Raw genomic sequence first — 18,470 nt, forward strand, 5'->3', positions numbered from 1 at the left:
GACCGCGAATTCTATTCGCCTCAATTTTCTATTACCTTAATTTTTCATTCGCCTTGATTATTGTGTCATCTTTAACACAACAGAATCCCGACCAGAAGACTGAGCAATATCTGCTGCTTCCAAAGGTTCAACACTCAGCCTTTCCTCAGGATCGGTCTTGAACACAGTGACTGAAGCTTGTAACTGTTGTGCTACGTCTACAGTTTTTTCCAAGGAACTAGACATCAAGCGAGAGAAATCGCTCGTATGAAGTGAATCTTGAGCAATCTGTTTCATCAAAGACGCTACCTCTTGCGAAGTTTGCGCTTGAGATACTGTTGCATGGGAAATAGACTGTACTAACAAGTCAATTTCACGAGACACTTCTAAAATTTTCTCAAGCTGTTGCTTGGTATCTTTTACTGAATCTGTGCCTTCCACAACCTGTGTCATGCCTTGTTCCACAGCTTTCACAACTTCACTAGTTTCAATCTGTATATTTCGTACAATCTGTTGAATTTCTTCCGTCGCTTGAGCTGAATGAGCAGCTAAATCCCCAACTTCTTCTGCCACAACTGCAAAAGCCTGACCTTCCTCACCTGCTTTTGCTGCCTCAATACTAGCATTGATTGATATTACGTTGGTTTGCAAGGCAATTTGGTTAATTAAAGACACAACTTTGGAAATCTTTTGAGATGATTCACCAAGCTGTTTCACCTTTTTAGCAGCTTCTGCCATAGTCAAATGTAGGTTCGTGATGCTATCAACTGTGCGCTCCATTGAATCTCTACCAACTTCTGCAGTTGTTGATGCAGTACGTGCCATAACTGCTGCTTTATGGGCGCTATCTGCTACAGCTTGAATTGAAAGTACCATTTCATCTAAAGATTTTAGGGTACGAGTAATCTCATCCGCTTGTTTGAGTGCATCATCTGCCAACAGACGCGTCGCTTGTGAGTTTTCCCCTACAAGTACATTCACCTGTTGAACGGCTTGTTTTACTTGAATCACAATGTGGCGCAGGCTTTCAATAATAGCATTGAAAAAGTTGGCTACAATACCAATCTCGCCCTTACTCATCTGGGCATGCACGGTCAGGTCACCTCTAGACGCTTCTTCAACATCACTTAACAATTCTACGACTTGATTCTGTAAATTTTCTTTACTAAGCCGCAATTGTTCTTGTACCTGCATTTGTTCTGTGATGTCCGCTTGTACCCCAATAAAATTTATAACTTGCCCGGAGGCATTTCGCACTGGTGAAATGGCCAATTGGTTCCAGAAAGGGGTACCATCTTTGCGATAATTCTTAATAACAACTTGGCAATCCCGCTCTTGCTTCACGGCATTGTTGATTTCTCTTACAGTAGCAGGGTTTGTGCCTTCTCCCTGTAAAAAGCGACAGTTACGCCCCAATACTTCTTCTAGTGAGTAACCCGTCATGGTTTCAAATGCTGCATTGCAAAAGACGATGGGGTTATCTTCCTGTAGTGGAGCGGTAATGAGAATACCATTGCTAGCAGCAGCAATGGCACGCTCGCGTAACCGCAGCACTTCCTGCGCTTGTTGTAATTCATGGAGGAGACTTGCTTGTTCTAGAGCAATGCCAATTTGAACTGCGAGTTGTCGAAACAATTCAATTTCCCACTTTTGCCAAATCCGAGCATTAGAACACTGATGAGCAAAAAGTAAACCCTGAAGTCGATCGTTTTGTAGGATAGGTGCAGCTATATAAGCTTTAATCTGAAAGTGCTTTAAAATCGCCAGATGCTCCTCAGCAAAACCCACTTGGTAAATATTATCAATAACCCAAACTCGACCATTATTATAAGATTCGAGATAACGTTCCCAAAAAGAATCGTCCATTGTATGACCCAAAGTAGAAATCCAACCTTGAGCAACGGATTCAGCAATAATGGTACCGCTCCAATCACGATTCAACCGACGGATAATAGCGCGATCGGCACCTAATACTTGCTGCACTTCACTCACAGCAGTATTGAGAACATCTTCCAACTTCAGAGAACGCCGAATGCGTAGAGTCATTTCTGTAAATTGTTGCAATCGTTGCGCTTCAACTTCTTGTTGTTTCAGAAGAGTTGTTTGAGATGTTATGCGTCGATCCGCAAATGATGTCAGCAGTGTAACACTTAAGACAACGAGTGTAGCCATGCCAATGCCGATCGCAAGCCAAGTGAGAGAAGATTGCACAACCCGGTTTGCTAAGACTGAACTCACAACTTTTGTTGGTGTGAAAGAAACTGCCGCCATTCCTGTATAGTGCATCCCGGAGATAGCAGCCCCCATAACGATCGCACTGAAAATCCGAGACGATCTTCCTGTTTTACTCGTTTGTATGCGGAATTGAAAGGCAATATACAACGCTGCTATTGACGCGCCGATCGCGATCGCAACTGACAGCACAAACAATAGGATATCGTAGTGAGTAGAGGCATCCATCCGCATCGCTGCCATACCAATATAATGCATAGATGCAATTCCTAAACCCATTAATACACCGCCAGTGAGCAATCGCTTCATACTCATAAACCGACGACTTGCAAGAAAAAGCGCACCTGCTGAAGTCGCGATCGCGGGCGTTATTGAGAATACAACAATTCCCACATCATAGACGATAGGTATTGGTAAACTAAAGGCTAGCATGGCAACAAAGTGCATTGACCAGATCCCAATACCCATCGTAATTGCACCACCAATCAACCAAGCCAGCCTTACCCTTTTCTCCACTGCACTCACTCTTCCGGCTAGGTCTAAGGCTGTATAGGATGAAAGTACTGCCAGCACTATCGATAGCGCCACTAAACCTTGGTCATAGGTGCTACTTAACATCGTTGCATCTCCTAGGTGTTTTTAAATGTTTTTTAAAAATAGATGCATGAAACTCTCAATCTGTTTGCTTCAGGTAGAGCAAGATTTGAGGCTATAGCAAACAGAAAAACCCAACCCAGATCGAAAACTTGAGTTTTTCTCTAAGGTAAAAACTATGGATTTCAAAGTAGACGCAGCTTAGAAATAAATTTGAGATCGATTCTAATACAATGTATTATTATTATCACATATGTTATTTTTACATAAATTCTTTTTTTGTCAAACAGAACTTATGCAACTGGCAGAGAAATTATCAGTATAGGGGCGCAAAGCCTTGCGCCCTTACTAACTATTAAAATTTCAAAGTACGCGGTTTTCCATCATCTTGAAATTGTTGTTTACCCACTCCAACAAGTTCAACAATGACTTCACGGGATGGTGGTATCCATTCTCCTTGTCGTTCTTCAATTTCTAAAATTGTGTGTTCTGCATTAGCAAAAACACGGTAATTTGTCGTTGCAAAAGCTCCTTTTTGAAACTCAAATGTATGTCCGTCATCTTCATAAAGGGTAAACTCACTAGCACCATGCCAAATACGCAATCGCAATTGGTTTAGCGGTCGCTCATCGACATACTGCATCACGGGCTGCATGGGAATAATTGCCCCGGCGCGGACATAAAGAGGCATTGTTTCTAATGGTGCATGAGCGAGGATGTGAACCGGACCGTGATAGCTCTCTCCCGTCCACCAATCATACCAAGTTCCTTCAGGCAAATATACGGAACGGTGCTCTACTCCAGGACGGTAAACAGGTGCAGCCATCAAATGAGAACCGAGTAAAACCTGGTCGTAAAGGGTATAAGTTTTGGGATCGTTGGGGTAATGGTAGAGTAACGGTCTTAAAATAGGAGTCCCTGTGGTTGCTGCTTCCCAAAAGAGGGTATAAAGGTAGGGTAGCAGTTGATAACGTAGATTGATGTATTCTCTACAAATTTTCTCGGTACGTTCTCCAAACACCCACGGCTCGTGGCGTGCTGTACTCATAGCTGAGTGACCTCGCATGAAGGGGTAGAGCATTCCTACCTGCATCCACCGAGCAAACATTTCTGCTGTGGCATTACCTGCAAATCCACCAATATCGCATCCTACAAAAGCTACTCCAGACAGCCCCATATTACACAGCATTGGTAGGGACATTTCTAAATGATCCCACAACGACTGATTATCACCCATCCACACCGATGACCATCGCTGCACTCCTGCAAAACCAGAACGAGTCAGCACAAAAGAACGCTCATTGGGACGCAACCGTTGCAAACCTTCTGCACTCGCTCTCGCCATTGACAAACCATACAAATTATGTACTTCAGCGTGAGTAGCTCTATGTGAGAGCAAAGTAGACAAGGGAGACACGGTAGAACCTTCCCCCTTGTCTCCCTTGTCTTCCTTATCCCCTCCTTGAGGTGCATCTAGAGGAAACCAAATTTTATTTCCACCATCCCCAAAAGGGCGATCGTCAATGGCTGGTTCGTTCATATCATTCCATATTCCCGCAACGCCTGCATCAGTCAGGCTTTTTTGCAAATCTCCCCACCAATGACGCACATCAGAACGCAAAAAGTCAGGAAACACGGATTTTTCAGGCCAAACATAGCCGTGGAACAACTGTCCATCCACTTTTCTGACAAAATAGTCGTGTTTTATCCCTTGGTCAAACACGTGGTAATTGGCTTCTGGCTCGTATTTCACTCCTGGATCTATAATGGTCACGGTTTTAAAACCGTTTTGTCCCAAGTCACCAATCAGTTTTGCAGGATCGGAAAAGCGGTTGGGACTCCAGGTAAACACGCGGTAACCCCGCATGTAATCAATGTCAAGATGGATGACATCACAGGGAATTTGACGCGATCGAAATTCTTGCGCTAGTTCCCGTACTATAGTTTCTGACTCGTAACTCCAACGACATTGGTGATACCCAAGTGACCATTTTGGTGGTAGTGCCATTCTACCTGTTAACTGGGTGTAAGTGCGAAGAATGTCTGCAGGTTCAGGACCGTAAATAATGTAGTAATCTAACTCGCTCCCACGAGTTTCCATTTTTAAGGTACCCGGTGCTTCTGCACCAATATCAAACTGACTCCAAAAAGTGGTGTTGAAGAAAATACCGTATGCAAGTTGGGGACGCAAGGCTATAAAAAACGGTATTGCCTGATACATTTCATCAGTTTGGGTACTGTAGTCTAAAGCATCAACCGTCCAATTGGTTTTGACTTCGCTCAGTTTATCCAGCAATCCAGTGCGTTCGCCAAATCCGTAAAAGTGTTCTTCTGCTTCTATGTGTTTCCATGCGGCGACTGCTCCCAATCGCCAACCCATTGCCATCTCTGTATCTTGAGCAAAGGGACGTCCTTCTTTATCAAAGCAGGTTATACGGCATTTTTCTCTCTGTACGCTCACGCGTATTTGCTCGGTTTCAATTTCTACAACACTATCTGTTACGTTTACCTCGAAAGGTACATTTGTCCATTCTGTGTCGTCCAGTGTTACCGCCCAAGGACGACGGGGTTGAAATTCACCAGTTGGGGACATCCGCACTCGTAGCAAGTTGGATGCGAGTACGCTAATACTAACACGGGCTTCACCACACTCTAGGTGAATAACGCGTTCGCGAAGCGGCTGCTTTGCAGCATCGCTCTTGTTGACAGATTGTACCCTACCAATAGTAGTCCAAGGTTGGTCAGTTGTCGGCAATTTTCCAAAGTACTGGGGCATGCACCCTCCAAGGTAGATGTATATCTAAAAACAATTGCCACTTTAGTACACTCAACCTATGGGCATAAACCTACTGATGGCAGAATTTTTATAATGCTGCTGTTAACTCCACAAATTTAGTACAAGCTTCAGCAATAAACTCTGCTAACTTTTGCTTGCCATACCCATCATTTTCAACGTGAACGAAGGTAACAATATCAAAATCTTGCGATCGATTGATTTATTAGAAAGATACGCATGATAGTTCATCAACACGCAACACAGACTCTTGTTGAAAATTTTTTACATATGCCTGTCGAATTTGTTGAATTTTTCGGTTACTGTCACTGTTAAAAGGATAAAGTAATATTAAAAGCTTCGACCCTTCTTTGACAACTATTTTACGCGAATTCTTGAATTGACCCTTACCAGTTAACAAGGTTAGCCCATCAGGAAAAAGAGGTGTAACTTCATTGTCTATGAAAAACTGAAATTCTTTTTCGTTCACCCTTGAGCCGTCTGATTTTGATAAACCAAACAATAGCTCGGTTCTCGTAAAACTTTTTCCATTCAACTGATTCTTACAAAAGCTATTTATGTAAGTTTCTATGTCAGAAGATTTCTGATATATACTTATTGCTAATGCACAGTTAAAAATGAGTCCAATGCCTAAAATAAATCCATATGTGTTGTAGGATATTTTGAATTTCATAACGTTATCTATATATAAACGTCCGCTTAGAGTCTCCGGAGGAGACTCGCTTGATTAACAATATCCAGTCAAGAAGCGAAATAAACATAACGTATTCTTTCAGGATTTTTTCTGACAATTGAGATTTCTATATTGACTAATTAAGTAGGTGGGCGCTAAAAAACACAACTACATTAAGAAATGTAAATCATTTAAAAGCTTAATCTTTAAAGCATTTGTGACACTTTACATAAGTTTATATAGTTCGGTTTAATTGTGCCTACCTACTTAGATAAAATAGAATATGCAGTTAATGCTTAAGTTTTAGCGATCTTATGTCTACATTTTTTAGCAATCATACTTTTTAAATTCTCAATTTTAACATTAGTATTGGCACAAACAATTAAACCAATATTTTATAGATATAAAATAATATTCTATCTCGGCCAACTATATTAATATACAAAGAAAAATAGTAAATTTCGTAATGTTTTGAACTGATTTTGCCGAGTAAATTATCAATTGCGACAAGTAGTATGAGCAACGCTAAATAAGATATCGAAGGTAGCTCGACGATTCAAAACAAGGGATGGATACTCCACCCATCCCACAAAATAGATAGTTTAGTTTTTGGCAATCTCTAACCACGCATATTCAACAGATTTCCAGAAGAGTAGCGACGCAATCCGCAATAAAATACACCTATTCCTATTAACAAGACTACAGTAGAGCCAACAACTGCTAGCAAAGCCTGTACCAGAGATACCTCCTGCAAAGCGGTAACAGGTAAATAGCTAACAAAACCAGCAGGAATTAATGTATATAGTAGTACTTTAACCCAACCCTCGAATAGAGTCGGTGGGTATGTACTGAAGGTAATCAAAGAATTTCTCCATTGCTGGGTCAGCCCTTCAGAATTACCTAAGTAAAAACTCAAGCTTCCTGTCAGAACGCTAAAACCTACAAACAATGCGGCTGCTGAAACTGTCAAGACAGCAAACATCAGAAAATGTATGATATCTGGCTTGACAAAGAATACATAAATTCCATACCCAAATAACAAATCTCCCCAAGATGTAGCATTCATCTGACCCAAAAGCAAATGCGGCAAAAGAGTACGGGGATATGACATCCACACATCTAACTGCCCTTGGACAATTAAATTGGTGAGTAACCAAGCATTACCGTAGATAGCATGAGCTAAACCAAAACCTGCTGATGACATTGCCCAAAGAGTTATAACATCCTGTATTGTCCAACCTCGCAGCACCGGAAAGCGTGTGAAGAACAAGCACCAAAATATTATCCATATGGTGTTATTTAAAATCATTGCTACCACTTGGGTGATAAATGCCCCACGATATTCCAAGTGAGCATTTAAGTTAAGGCGAACATATGCTGCTGCTAATTGTAAGTAAGAAAGTAAATTTGATAACATTTTCCCTTACCCTCCATTGGCATGAATGCGTTTGACTGCTGTACGATACACGCAAGTCACTAATAAACCCAACACACCTATTGCGATACCTTGTTTGAGTAATAGTTCACTGGCAAAAGTGAGGTCGGGATTGACAAACAAACGAGCCGGACCGTATAAAATACTGGCAAAGGGCAGAGCTTTTAATAAAGGTTGCCATTGCTCGGGTAATAAATCTAGAGGAAGAAGCATTCCACCTAAAATCATCATAATTCGGCTGTAAATCAGCATTAACCCTGAAGTATTTTCCAGCCAAAAAGCTGCTAAGCCAACTGAAAAGGTTCCTAAGAAATCCAACACAAATGCTAGTGGCAGTGCTAGTAGAAACAAAAATAAACCTGTCAAACTTATGGGGATGAATCCGACAAATAACAACACAAGCCCTACTGTTACTGCCATATTCAAACTGAAGCGGACTATTCGCTCGCCTAAAGTTGTCCACAATCTATATAAGGGGTAAGATACGGGACGTATCAGTTGTATTGCTAGCGCTCCTGTTCTGACATCGTGGTCTACTTCTTGAGCAATTGGCGGATTTGAAAGCACAATAGACTCAGTAATACCCAAATACCATATCATTTGAGAGAGCGTTAACCCTCCCAATTGTTCGGCATTTGTTTCTGTATAAGTAACGCGCCAAAGTTGCAGGAAAATATAGAGTATTACAAAGAGAAAAAGCCCTCTAGATGCTACTTCTCCTATGTAAGCAAGGTTGGAACGAGCGGCTGTTAAGCCAATCCATATATATTTATTCAGGCTGTTCATTTTACAAGTTTGCGTGTATCAATTAGACCCATTCAGATCTAAAATTTTTGAGAGTAAATGTGCGCGATCGCTTCTTCTAAAGGAGGGTCTTCAATAGCAATATCGGCTACAGAACCTGCTTGCAGAATTTGGCTCATCACTGCTTCGATTGGAGTGATGCGGGTGTTAACCTCTAGCTTGAGAGCATACTCACTTTTTTGCATGAAGGAGACACCCGGTATGGTTAGATCGGGAATCGAGTGATGAAACCTTACACTGAGAATTTTCGATTCAAGATACTGACGGCGCATAGCTGTCACTTCATCATCGAGTACGACTCGCCCGTGATTGATTACAACAACTCGTTGCGCGACTCGTTCAATATCACCCGTATCGTGACTGGTGAGGAATACAGTTAAACCTTCATTGCGATTCCACTCACGGATCAAATCCCGCAATTCCTGGCGGGCAATAACGTCAAGACCAATAGTTGGTTCGTCAAGAAACAACAATCGCGGTGAGTGGAGTAAGCTGGCTGCAACTTCCGCTCGCATCCTCTGACCTAATGATAGTTTGCGTACTGGAATGTTCCAAAATGGTGAGAGGTCAAAACGTTGAACGAGTATGTCCCGGCGCTTTATGTACTCGTGGCGGTCTATATTATAGATCCGGGCTAATAACTCGAGAGTGTCACGGGGCGGAAGGTGATACCATAATTGCGATCGCTGTCCAAAGACAACTCCTATCTGATAAGCAAGTTCGCGACGATTGCGCCAGGGATTGAGACCTAACAATCTTGCAGTTCCAGACGTAGGGTGTAAAATACCCGTTAGCATTTTGATAGTGGTGGATTTTCCCGCACCATTGGGACCGATGAAAGCGATCGCTTGACCTGTAGGAACGCTTAAACTGATATTATCTACTGCGACAATTTCCTTACGGACTTTGTTGAGTCCCCAACCGGGAGTCAGGGTAAACGTTTTGCGTAAATTTTCTAATTCTAAGGCTGCCATCTACGATAAACCTCTTCCGGCGGCTTTGTGCTACAATTGTAATACAACAAGATTTAACGTGATTTCGGAATTATGAATAGCAGCACTTAGCAAAAAATTTGCTAAAATTCATTAAACTCGTAGAAGACGAAAGACCCGTCTGAGAGGTTCGCTCGAACAGGAAATCCAATAGAAGTGAAAAACTGTTGAGATAGGCATTAGTAGCGCGAAACGTCACTGCAACGACACTGCAGCAATTAAGTGCCACATTCTTGTGCTGAGAAGCAAAAAAGTTAAGTTTGTGGAAGCTGGATGGTACCGCCGTTGTTATGGTTCCAGCAATTAAACAATACAAACCTCATTTGATGGTCATTTGTAGTTTTTTGCGGACTATAGCATATGGTAAATAAGGAACGGGTACCGATCGATTCTCTTAACCCATCAGTTTCAGAACAGGTTTTCATTCGGGGATGGATATACCGTCTTCGAGAACTGGCGAAAACAACTTTTATTATTCTCAAAGACTGTAGCGGAGAGATTCAGTGTGTTGCAGATTCAGCATATACGCGATCGCTCTCTTTAAAACTCGATCAACCAGTTGAAATTAAGGGTTGGGTCAAACCCGATTCTCGTTCTTCCAGGGGTTTTGAGATAGAAGTCACTGAAGTTTTTGTTTTCAATCGAGTCTCTCATTGTCTTCCCTTTAATTCTTCGGAGGACATTTCTGAAATTGGCATTGACACAATTTTGGCTTATCGTCCTCTATCACTTCGCAATCACAGCGTTGGCGATATTTTTAGGATACAAGCAGCAATTCTGCATTATTTTCGTCAATTTCTATGGGAAAAGCACTTCACTGAAATTGTCACCTCCAAAATAGTGTCTGGTGGAACAGAAGGAGGGACGAATTTATTTGAAATTAAATATTTTGAACGTTCTGCTTACCTTGCTCAAAGTCCCCAGTTTTATAAAGAGCAAGGGGTAGCTGGATTGGAAAGAGTTTTTGAAACGGGTCATGTTTACCGTGCGGAACCCCACGCGAGTAGCCGTCATCTCACAGAATATTACTCTCTAGACCTTGAACTAGGCTTCATCGAGCAACCCGAAGAGGTTATTCAGTTGGAGAAAGAACTCTTGACTTACATTTTTGAAATGCTTAATGAGAATTACGGGGATATCATCAAAAGATATCGCTCTCAGCTTTTGCCGAAAATGACGAAAGTCCCTATTTGGGAATTTCAAGAGTGTCTTGAGCGACTCAATCAATTTTACAATCGCACTGACTTAACAGACGACCTAGATCCAGAGGCTGAACGCCAACTTTGTCAGCTTGCAGAAGCTGAAACTGGTATAAACGCTCTTTTTGTGATTGGCTTTCCACTATCAGCCCGTCCATTTTACACTTACCCTAGAGGTAACAACGGAGCGTCTCAAAGCTTTGACCTTCTTTTTGAGGGTATTGAAATTACAACTGGAGGGCAAAGACTGCATAAACGTGAGGATTTAGAACAAGCACTTCGCCAGCGTGCGATCGATCCCATATCTTTTGAAAATCATTTACAGATGTTTGATATGGGAATGCCGCCTCATGGTGGATTGGCTATTGGTTTAGAAAGACTCACTTCACGAATCTTGAGTCTTCCTAGTGTAAAACAAGCAACTCTTTATCCAAGAGATAGATATCGGATTTCACCCTGAAATAAGTAAGCGGGCAAGAAAAACCAAACTGTTTAACGATCTCGCCTTACAGCGAACACATTATGTTGCTAAGGTGCTGCGTTCCATATCTAATTTGCATATTAAACTGTAGAGGCGCTTTAGGTAACGTGCTGCCTCAGCTACACAAGCGATCGTCTGCCTGCATGAACTTGATATGAAGTCCGCAAAGGCGGGCGATCGTTTGTATAGAACCGATCTCAATCTCTTGGTGTTTTTTCCAAATTAGAGTGCTCTCTTTGGAAAGCATATTTTCGAGGTTTAGGCAATACTTGAAAAAAACCAAACGGAACGGTCTTAATAGTAGCTTGATTAAGGCTTACCCAAGCAACACATATTCTTAATATAAAGTATTTTGAACAAAATTTTGTGCAAGTCATCAGAAAAATGCAGTAACCTTAGTAACTTTCTGTTGTAAAATCTTCAAAGAGTTTACTTAAGTTGTAGTTTGTAATAATTACAGTTAAGTTGTCGCTATGTTGTGAGGAGTTACCATGAAGAAATATCTGCTAGCCTGCGGTGGCGGAGCCACTTTCTTGTGTCTGTTTGCTAAAATATTGCCCGTACAAGCTAGTGTTAATTATAAAATAGCAGACGACGAACAGGCGTTAATAGATCCGGAGAACTTAGCAAATTTTAACATTAGTAGTACTCAGAACGCAAGCGAGTTTTTTGATGGGAATATTGTACCCAATGTAACCCAAGCAGAATTTATTGTATCCCAACAACAAGACTTACCCGTTATCAAACAACAGTCAGAAAATAGAGATTTAGGGCAGACCATTGCTCCTACATCTCCAGTTTTACCTGTCTCAAAATCTTCACAAGGAGAAAGTTCGGCACAAGTTACATCTGTATCGCAACTGTCTGATGTAAAGACTACAGACTGGGCTTTTCAAGCATTACAATCTCTCGTAGAGCGTTATGGTTGTATTGCCGGTTATCCAAATGGCACTTATCGGGGTAACCGTGCTTTGACTCGTTATGAATTTGCGGCTGGTTTAAATGCTTGTTTGGACCGAGTCAATGAACTGATTGCGACAGCAACTGCTGATTTGGTAAGAAAAGAAGATTTAGTGACTTTGCAGAGATTGCAAGAAGAATTTACTGCGGAATTAGCAACACTGCGAGGTCGGGTAGATGCTGTAGAAGCTCGTGCCGCTGAATTGGAAGCCAATCAGTTTTCCATAACAACCAAACTCAATGGAGAGGCTATTATTGCAGGGATTGGTGCTACAGGGGGTGCTCCCGGTCGAGATGACCCCAATATTATTTTGACGAACAGAGTGCGGTTAAACCTCAATACCAGCTTCACTGGCAAAGACTTATTGATTACTGGTTTGCAAGCGCATAACTTTTTAGGTGGTGTAACCGGTAATGGTAGCCTTCAACAATCTTTAGGTTTGGCTTCAAATCTACTCAATGCTAGCAGCGCACGTGTAAGTTTTGAACCCCAATTTCCCGGTTTTGATGTTAAGACATTAACCTCCACCGGTGCGAACGATATTGAGCTTTACAAACTGCTTTACATCTTTCCTGTTGCCAATCAATTAACTTTGTTTGCTGGTCCTGCAGCAGAAGTATCCGATGCCTTTCCTGCAGTTACGCCTTTTTACGGTGAAGGGCAAGAGTCTATTTCTCGCTTTGCAGGTTTAAACCCTGTAGTACGTGTCTCCGGCGGTACTTCTGGTTCGGGTTTGGCATCAGCAGCAGGATTCATTTTTAATATCTCAAAGCAGTTGGATTTAAGGGCTTTGTATGGTAGTGCAAATGCCAACATTGTAAGTTCAGGTGCGGATATACAGCCTGGGGTTTCTAACACGCCTTTAGGTGCAGGTGTATTTGGTGGTAGTTCGGTTGTGTCAACACAGTTAACCTTTAGACCGAGCAATTCCCTCGATTTTGCTCTAAACTATGCCCACAGTTATCACGAAATCAATATCTTGGGTACGGGATTGACGAGTAGTGATATTGGTGCCTTAGCTAATGTTCCTTTAGGAATACCAGTTCAATTGAACTCTGTTGGTGGTACAGTCACGTGGCGGGTTTCCCCAAAAGTTGCTTTTTCTGGATATGGTGCAGCTATATTTGTGGATGATTCTTCTGGTCGTGTGGATGCTTCTACCACTTTCACAAGTTGGATGGCTGGGCTTCACTTTAGCGATTTATTTGGAAAAGGGAATAATGCAGGCATTATTTTTGGACAGCCACTTTATCGTACCTCTGCCGATGGTGATGCTCGACTGGCCGATGCAGGTGTAGATCGTGCCGTTCCCTACCATTTAGAGGCATATTACCGTCTCAAAGTCAATAACAATATCAGCATTACCCCTGGTGCTTTTGTTCTCTTTAATCCAGAAGGTGATAGCAGAAACGACACAACAACAGTCGGCGTACTTCGTACCACTTTGACATTTTAGCCTTAAGCCAATATGTAAAGACGCGCCAAAGCGCGTCTTTACAGCGTACAAACAAAAAAAGTTATATGTTAAAGTCCAACAGAAAAAATGAGGATAAGATATCTACTTTTAGCACGATAATGAGAATATACTCTGGCTAACCCCCTACTTCATATAAAGGAATTTCATCAGGATTGCCAATTAAATGCCAGAAAAGAGCAATGTCACCCGCAGCACTAGCGATAAACTCTAATTGCTCTAGTGTTGCACCATTTTCCATTTCTACCAAAAAGTTTTTTGCAGCTAGGATAGTGTTTTGTTGAGCCAATGCTTGCCGACTGTGCCGTCTAACCATTTTTGTTTCACTCAAAAGCATTTAATGCAAATCTTATTTATAGGATCGTCAAATTTCGTTTTACCATGCATCAATCCTAGGTACAATACCCAGAGGTCTAAGTCTTACAGAATTTCTCTCGGTTTTTTACCCATATCCTTGGGCGTATTGTTTTTGTTTGGACAAGTTAGCTTATCCACTGACGGAAAACACGGAAAACAAAAGATATTTGCTGAACGGTAACAACCGTCCAGCAAAAGTTTACTTGCTGGCTATCAAGGGAATAGTTGCTGTTCAGTTTGAGGTCAATCCAGAACCACTATGAATAGATTCACTTGCTGATGGACTCAAGCAGACTTTAATGAACCGTTCTCCTTAATGAGATAAGCAAGACGAGAAAAAGCACTATGGATTGCTTTCCCAGACTCCTGGTGTTCTGGACTATCTAAATAATCTTTTGCTACAGCATCTAGTAACGAGGAGACAACTAAAAGTTTTTCCTTGTCTGTAGTAGCCGCTTGAAATTGTTCTACAAAAGTTGCTACCTCTGTTGCTGTTAATGGCTGTTCGGGAAGGAAGCGTTTTCCTCCCTCTCTTCTGTCTCCCCCTCTATGTGGATTTTGTTCAGTCATAATGCACCCTTGGTCATAGTTCAAGTAGATACTACCCAATTTACGGCATTTCCGATCGGAGTTTGCGATCGCTCTTGATTTTCATTAAGTCTTCTTGAAGAATTAACATTCACACTATCCACAAGATCGGACACCAAAGAGAAATCGACGAGTTATTTTTCTTTAAGTTATTTGTTAAATGATATCTTGCACCTACACACTCGTTGGGCGTAGCTATACAAACGAAAAGGGCACTACACAGGCTATAAATTAATATTTTTCGTGTTATTAATAAAAATACATATTTATTAAAAATATAAAAATTAAATGTTAACACTTTTGTGCATTTTAGGAATCAAAGGAAAAGATATAGCGTACTTGAATGTATTAATTTTTGATAGAATAAGTTCGCTTGGCTCGCCGACTTTTTCAAGAAGTCGGCGAGCTTACAGCTTTACAGTCAATGGAATTATTGCCAGAGATAAATAAGGATAAACAAAACAATCCAAATGACATCAACAAAGTGCCAAAATAGTGAAGTGGCATTGACACCAAAATGCCCTGAATCGTAGTTACCAGGAAGAAAAGAGCGACCAAGAACAATCAATTGTAATAAAATACCAGTGAAAACGTGCAAACCGTGGAAGCCAGTTAAGAGATAGAACATTCCACCAAAAACTCCCGTGGTAAAACCAAAGGAGAGATGGCTCCATTCAATTGCTTGTCCTACAAGAAAGTAAGATCCCATTGCAATTGTTAGCAAAAGAAATATGCGAAACTTTGTCAAATCATGACGTTGAAGAGCACGTTCTGCTAAGTAAATGACAAAGCTACTGGATACAAGAACTACTGTGTTAATTGCAGGCTCTTTAATTTCTAACCCTGGAACACCAGGAGGTAACCAGTCTATGGCAGTTGTTTTGTAAATAGCATATCCTGCAAAGAAACTGAGGAAAATAAAAGTCTCTGAGATCAAAAACACAATGAAGCCAAACATTTTGTTGCCTTCTTCATCGTGAGTATGCCCGTGCGCGACATGATGTAACTCTTCTGAAATGATGGAACTATCCATTTAATAAAATCTCCTTCAAATATTAGTGATTAATGGTTAGTAGTTAGTTGTTAGGGATTTTTCTTCTCACAACCAATAACTAACTACTAACTGCTAACAATTAGTGTTTTGCAACTAATGGTTCAGATTTACCGTAGCCGTAAGGTTCAGATACGACAATTGGAAGTTCTTCAAAATTCTCTACAGGAGGTGGTGAAGATACCAACCACTCCAATCCAATTGCTCTCCAAGGATTATTAGGCGCTTTTGGACCGTGCATCCAAGCAGCTACCATATTGATAATGAAGGGTAAAGTAGACATACCTAAAAGAAAGGCTCCAATACTAGCAATAATGTTCCACATTTCATACTCTGGAGCGTAAGAAGAAACTCGACGCAGCATTCCTTGCAATCCTAATGGATGCATGGGGAAAAAGTTGAGATTGGTACCAATGAAGGCAAGCCAGAAGTGAAGTTTACCCCAGCCTTCATAGTACATACGTCCGGTCATTTTAGGGAACCAGTAATAAATCGCTGCGTATAATCCCATGGTTACTGTGCCATACAGTACGTAGTGGAAATGACCTACCACATAATACGTATTATTGACATGGACATCAATTGGAACTGAAGAAAGGGTAATACCAGTAATGCCAGCAAAGACAAACAGTATTAATGCACCAAACGCAAATAGCATTGGCGTATCAAAGCGCAGTTTACCGCCCCAAATCGTCGCAGTCCAAGCGAACACTTTAATGCCAGTCGGTACAGACACAAACATTGTTGTTAGCATGAAAAGCAACCGCATCCAAGCAGGAGTTCCACTGACAAACAAATGGTGTACCCAAACTATACCGCTCACTCCAGCAATAACAAGGGATGAAATAGCTACAACTTTATAACCAAATAAAGGTTTGCGAGAAAAAGTTGGAAAGATTTCTGAAAAAATACCGAAAACTGGCAGGATGATGACATAAACAGCAGGATGGGAGTAAAACCAGAAGAAGTGTTGGAAAAGAATGGGATCTCCTCCCTTCACCGGATTAAAAAAGCTAGTTCCAACTGTTAAGTCAAATAAGAGCATGACTGCACCTGCTGTTAATACAGGCAATCCAAACAGTTGAATAATTTGAGCGCTTAATACTGCCCAGACAAAAACAGGCATGCGGAAAAATGTCATCCCTGGTGCTCGCATCTTGAAAATAGTGGTGACGAAGTTCACCGCCCCCATAATTGAAGAGACGCCTGATACGGCTACTGCCAATAACCAGATAAATTCACCATTGATAAGATGACCGGTTGGGTTTTGCAAACTGATAGGAGGATAAGACCACCAACCTGCTTGTGCAGGTCCGCCTGGAACTAAAAAACTTACCATCAGGAGAATAGCTGCCACTGGTACCATCCAAAAGGCAACAGCATTAAGTCTTGGAAATGCCATATCTTGTGCCCCAATCATCAAGGGAACAAGATAGTTAGCAAAACCTGCTAAAACAGGGAATGTCCAACCAAATAGCATTACCGTACCGTGCATGGTGAACATGGCGTTATAAACGGTCCGGTCAATAAGGTCTGATTCTGGAGTAATCAATTCCCCACGAATGACCATTGCAAATATGCCACCTATCAAAAAGAGAAAGAAAGCAGTGACAATGTACTGAATTCCAATAACTTTATGGTCAGTACTAAAGCTAAAATATCGCTTCCAATCTGATGCAGCTGCTTCATGGTGAGAAACCTCACCAACCACGCTGATATCGTTTACAGAAATATTTGCCATTGTATACCTGTTGATTGCTCATTGCTAGTTGCTAATTGCTAATTGCTAATTGCTAATTGTTCTTGTATTAGCCCTTAGTCATTAGCCATTAGCTAATTACTGTAATTAACTAGAGGGGGTTGTGCGGGAACTACAGTTTCCCAACCCGATCTCACTGGCTCTTTGAGTGCTTGAGCATACTCCGCAGCTGCTTGGTTGCTGGCAGGAGATGGTTTTTGCATCGCTGCTTTTGCGAGCCACTTTTTATAGTCTTCTGAGGATTCAACAACCACATCTGCTTGCATGGTTGCAAAGTAAGTACCGCTAAATTCGGAATCGGTCAAGCTGTATTTACCTGGGCGGATAGGTGTAAATTCAAAATCTATTTTGCGTTGAGGAATAATATCTTGCTTGACTCGAAAAGCAGGAATATAAAAGCCATGGAGAACATCTTCTGACCGCATTGCTAAACGAATACGATGATTTACGGGTAAGTGCAGTTCGGTGCTGGTCACTCCTGTTTCTGGATATCGGAACACCCAAGCCCACTGTTTGGCATCGACTTCAATGTCTTCAACTGGTATCGCATTCGTATTTTTTGCATTCTTGTTGGCAGGTGCCGCATATGCTGATTCTATTCCCATTGGCATATGCACGTGAACAGCTTCCATGGGTCCTTGAATTCCCATTTGCTCGTAAATTTGGTAGCTGTATCCAGCAATCCAAAATACCAACAAGACAGGAATTGCCGTCCAAATAACTTCTAAAGTTACATTTCCTTCAATTGGAGGACCGTCACTCGTGTCATACCTCTCAGCTCTATGGAAAAGAACTGAATACGTCAGTGTACCTGTGACTCCAAGGAAGATAAATGCTCCTAATGTTACCAAGAAGCTAAATAATTCATCAAAGAGTCGCGATTCTGCTGCGGCTTGAGGAGGTAGCCAAGAATATGCCTGTTGTCCTATCCAAAGACTAGCAGCAGTTAAGGCGATCGCGATCGCGCTCAAGATTAAGATATTTCGGGTTTTCATAGTGACAAAGCTGTTGATGTTAATTGCTAATTGCTAATTGCTAATTGCTAATTGCTAATTGTTGATTTTCAATTATCTATTAGCCCTCCCTTGAATCTCAGG

General features: G+C 41.5%; 14 protein-coding genes. 2 read left to right on the plus strand and 12 right to left on the minus strand.

The features are described 5' to 3' along the window. Positions 1 to 57: 57 nt before the first annotated feature. The 6 genes from AB0756_RS27940 to AB0756_RS27965 form a co-directional block, all read right to left on the minus strand. Entirely contained in the window at positions 58 to 2,829 is a 2,772-nt protein-coding gene (locus AB0756_RS27940) for an MHYT domain-containing protein (protein ID WP_038072536.1), read from the minus strand. A gap of 331 nt (positions 2,830 to 3,160) precedes the next feature. Continuing rightward, a complete protein-coding gene (locus AB0756_RS27945) occupies positions 3,161 to 5,581 on the minus strand; it encodes a glycoside hydrolase family 31 protein (RefSeq protein ID WP_038072534.1) in 2,421 nt (806 codons plus the stop codon). A gap of 223 nt (positions 5,582 to 5,804) precedes the next feature. Continuing rightward, positions 5,805 to 6,272 (minus strand): DUF3574 domain-containing protein, encoded by a 468-nt coding sequence (locus AB0756_RS27950; protein WP_038072532.1) that lies wholly within the window; start codon positions 6,270 to 6,272, stop codon positions 5,805 to 5,807. Between the two features lie 619 nt (positions 6,273 to 6,891). After that, positions 6,892 to 7,689, minus strand: a complete 798-nt coding sequence (locus AB0756_RS27955; RefSeq protein WP_050045676.1) for an ABC transporter permease — start codon at positions 7,687 to 7,689, stop codon at positions 6,892 to 6,894. Between the two features lie 6 nt (positions 7,690 to 7,695). Next, on the minus strand, positions 7,696 to 8,493 hold the full coding sequence (locus AB0756_RS27960) for an ABC transporter permease (RefSeq protein ID WP_038072531.1): 798 nt from the start codon (positions 8,491 to 8,493) through the stop codon (positions 7,696 to 7,698). A gap of 38 nt (positions 8,494 to 8,531) precedes the next feature. Further along, on the minus strand, positions 8,532 to 9,485 hold the full coding sequence (locus AB0756_RS27965; protein WP_038072529.1) for an ABC transporter ATP-binding protein: 954 nt from the start codon (positions 9,483 to 9,485) through the stop codon (positions 8,532 to 8,534). A 378-nt stretch (positions 9,486 to 9,863) separates the two neighbouring features. Here AB0756_RS27965 and aspS point away from each other — a divergent pair, with 378 nt between their 5' ends. Continuing rightward, positions 9,864 to 11,162: an aspartate--tRNA(Asn) ligase gene (gene aspS / locus AB0756_RS27970; RefSeq protein WP_038072527.1), complete on the plus strand. Its 1,299-nt coding sequence runs from the start codon at positions 9,864 to 9,866 to the stop codon at positions 11,160 to 11,162. Positions 11,163 to 11,298: 136 nt separating this feature from the next. On the opposite strand, the gene AB0756_RS27975 is transcribed toward aspS, so the two are convergent. Continuing rightward, positions 11,299 to 11,430 (minus strand): hypothetical protein, encoded by a 132-nt coding sequence (locus AB0756_RS27975; protein ID WP_272899735.1) that lies wholly within the window; start codon positions 11,428 to 11,430, stop codon positions 11,299 to 11,301. Between the two features lie 244 nt (positions 11,431 to 11,674). On the opposite strand from AB0756_RS27975, the gene AB0756_RS27980 reads away from it, so the two are divergent. Beyond that, positions 11,675 to 13,600: an iron uptake porin gene (locus AB0756_RS27980; RefSeq protein ID WP_038072525.1), complete on the plus strand. Its 1,926-nt coding sequence runs from the start codon at positions 11,675 to 11,677 to the stop codon at positions 13,598 to 13,600. Between the two features lie 136 nt (positions 13,601 to 13,736). Here the strand turns inward: AB0756_RS27980 and AB0756_RS27985 are convergent, their stop codons facing one another. The 5 genes from AB0756_RS27985 to AB0756_RS28005 form a co-directional block, all read right to left on the minus strand. Next, positions 13,737 to 13,934: a hypothetical protein gene (locus AB0756_RS27985; protein ID WP_137986264.1), complete on the minus strand. Its 198-nt coding sequence runs from the start codon at positions 13,932 to 13,934 to the stop codon at positions 13,737 to 13,739. A gap of 326 nt (positions 13,935 to 14,260) precedes the next feature. Continuing rightward, complete coding sequence (locus AB0756_RS27990) at positions 14,261 to 14,545, minus strand: hypothetical protein (RefSeq protein ID WP_050045675.1); 285 nt, start codon at positions 14,543 to 14,545, stop codon at positions 14,261 to 14,263. 448 nt (positions 14,546 to 14,993) lie between these two features. Continuing rightward, positions 14,994 to 15,596 (minus strand): cytochrome c oxidase subunit 3, encoded by a 603-nt coding sequence (locus AB0756_RS27995; RefSeq protein ID WP_038072520.1) that lies wholly within the window; start codon positions 15,594 to 15,596, stop codon positions 14,994 to 14,996. A 100-nt stretch (positions 15,597 to 15,696) separates the two neighbouring features. Next, entirely contained in the window at positions 15,697 to 17,355 is a 1,659-nt protein-coding gene (gene ctaD / locus AB0756_RS28000) for a cytochrome c oxidase subunit I (protein WP_038072518.1), read from the minus strand. A 92-nt stretch (positions 17,356 to 17,447) separates the two neighbouring features. Further along, positions 17,448 to 18,368, minus strand: a complete 921-nt coding sequence (locus AB0756_RS28005) for a cytochrome c oxidase subunit II (protein WP_038072516.1) — start codon at positions 18,366 to 18,368, stop codon at positions 17,448 to 17,450. Positions 18,369 to 18,470 lie beyond the last annotated feature (102 nt).

The sequence above is a fragment of the Tolypothrix campylonemoides VB511288_2 genome, assembly GCF_045999855.1.
Lineage (GTDB): Bacteria > Cyanobacteriota > Cyanobacteriia > Cyanobacteriales > Nostocaceae > Scytonema > Scytonema bouteillei_A.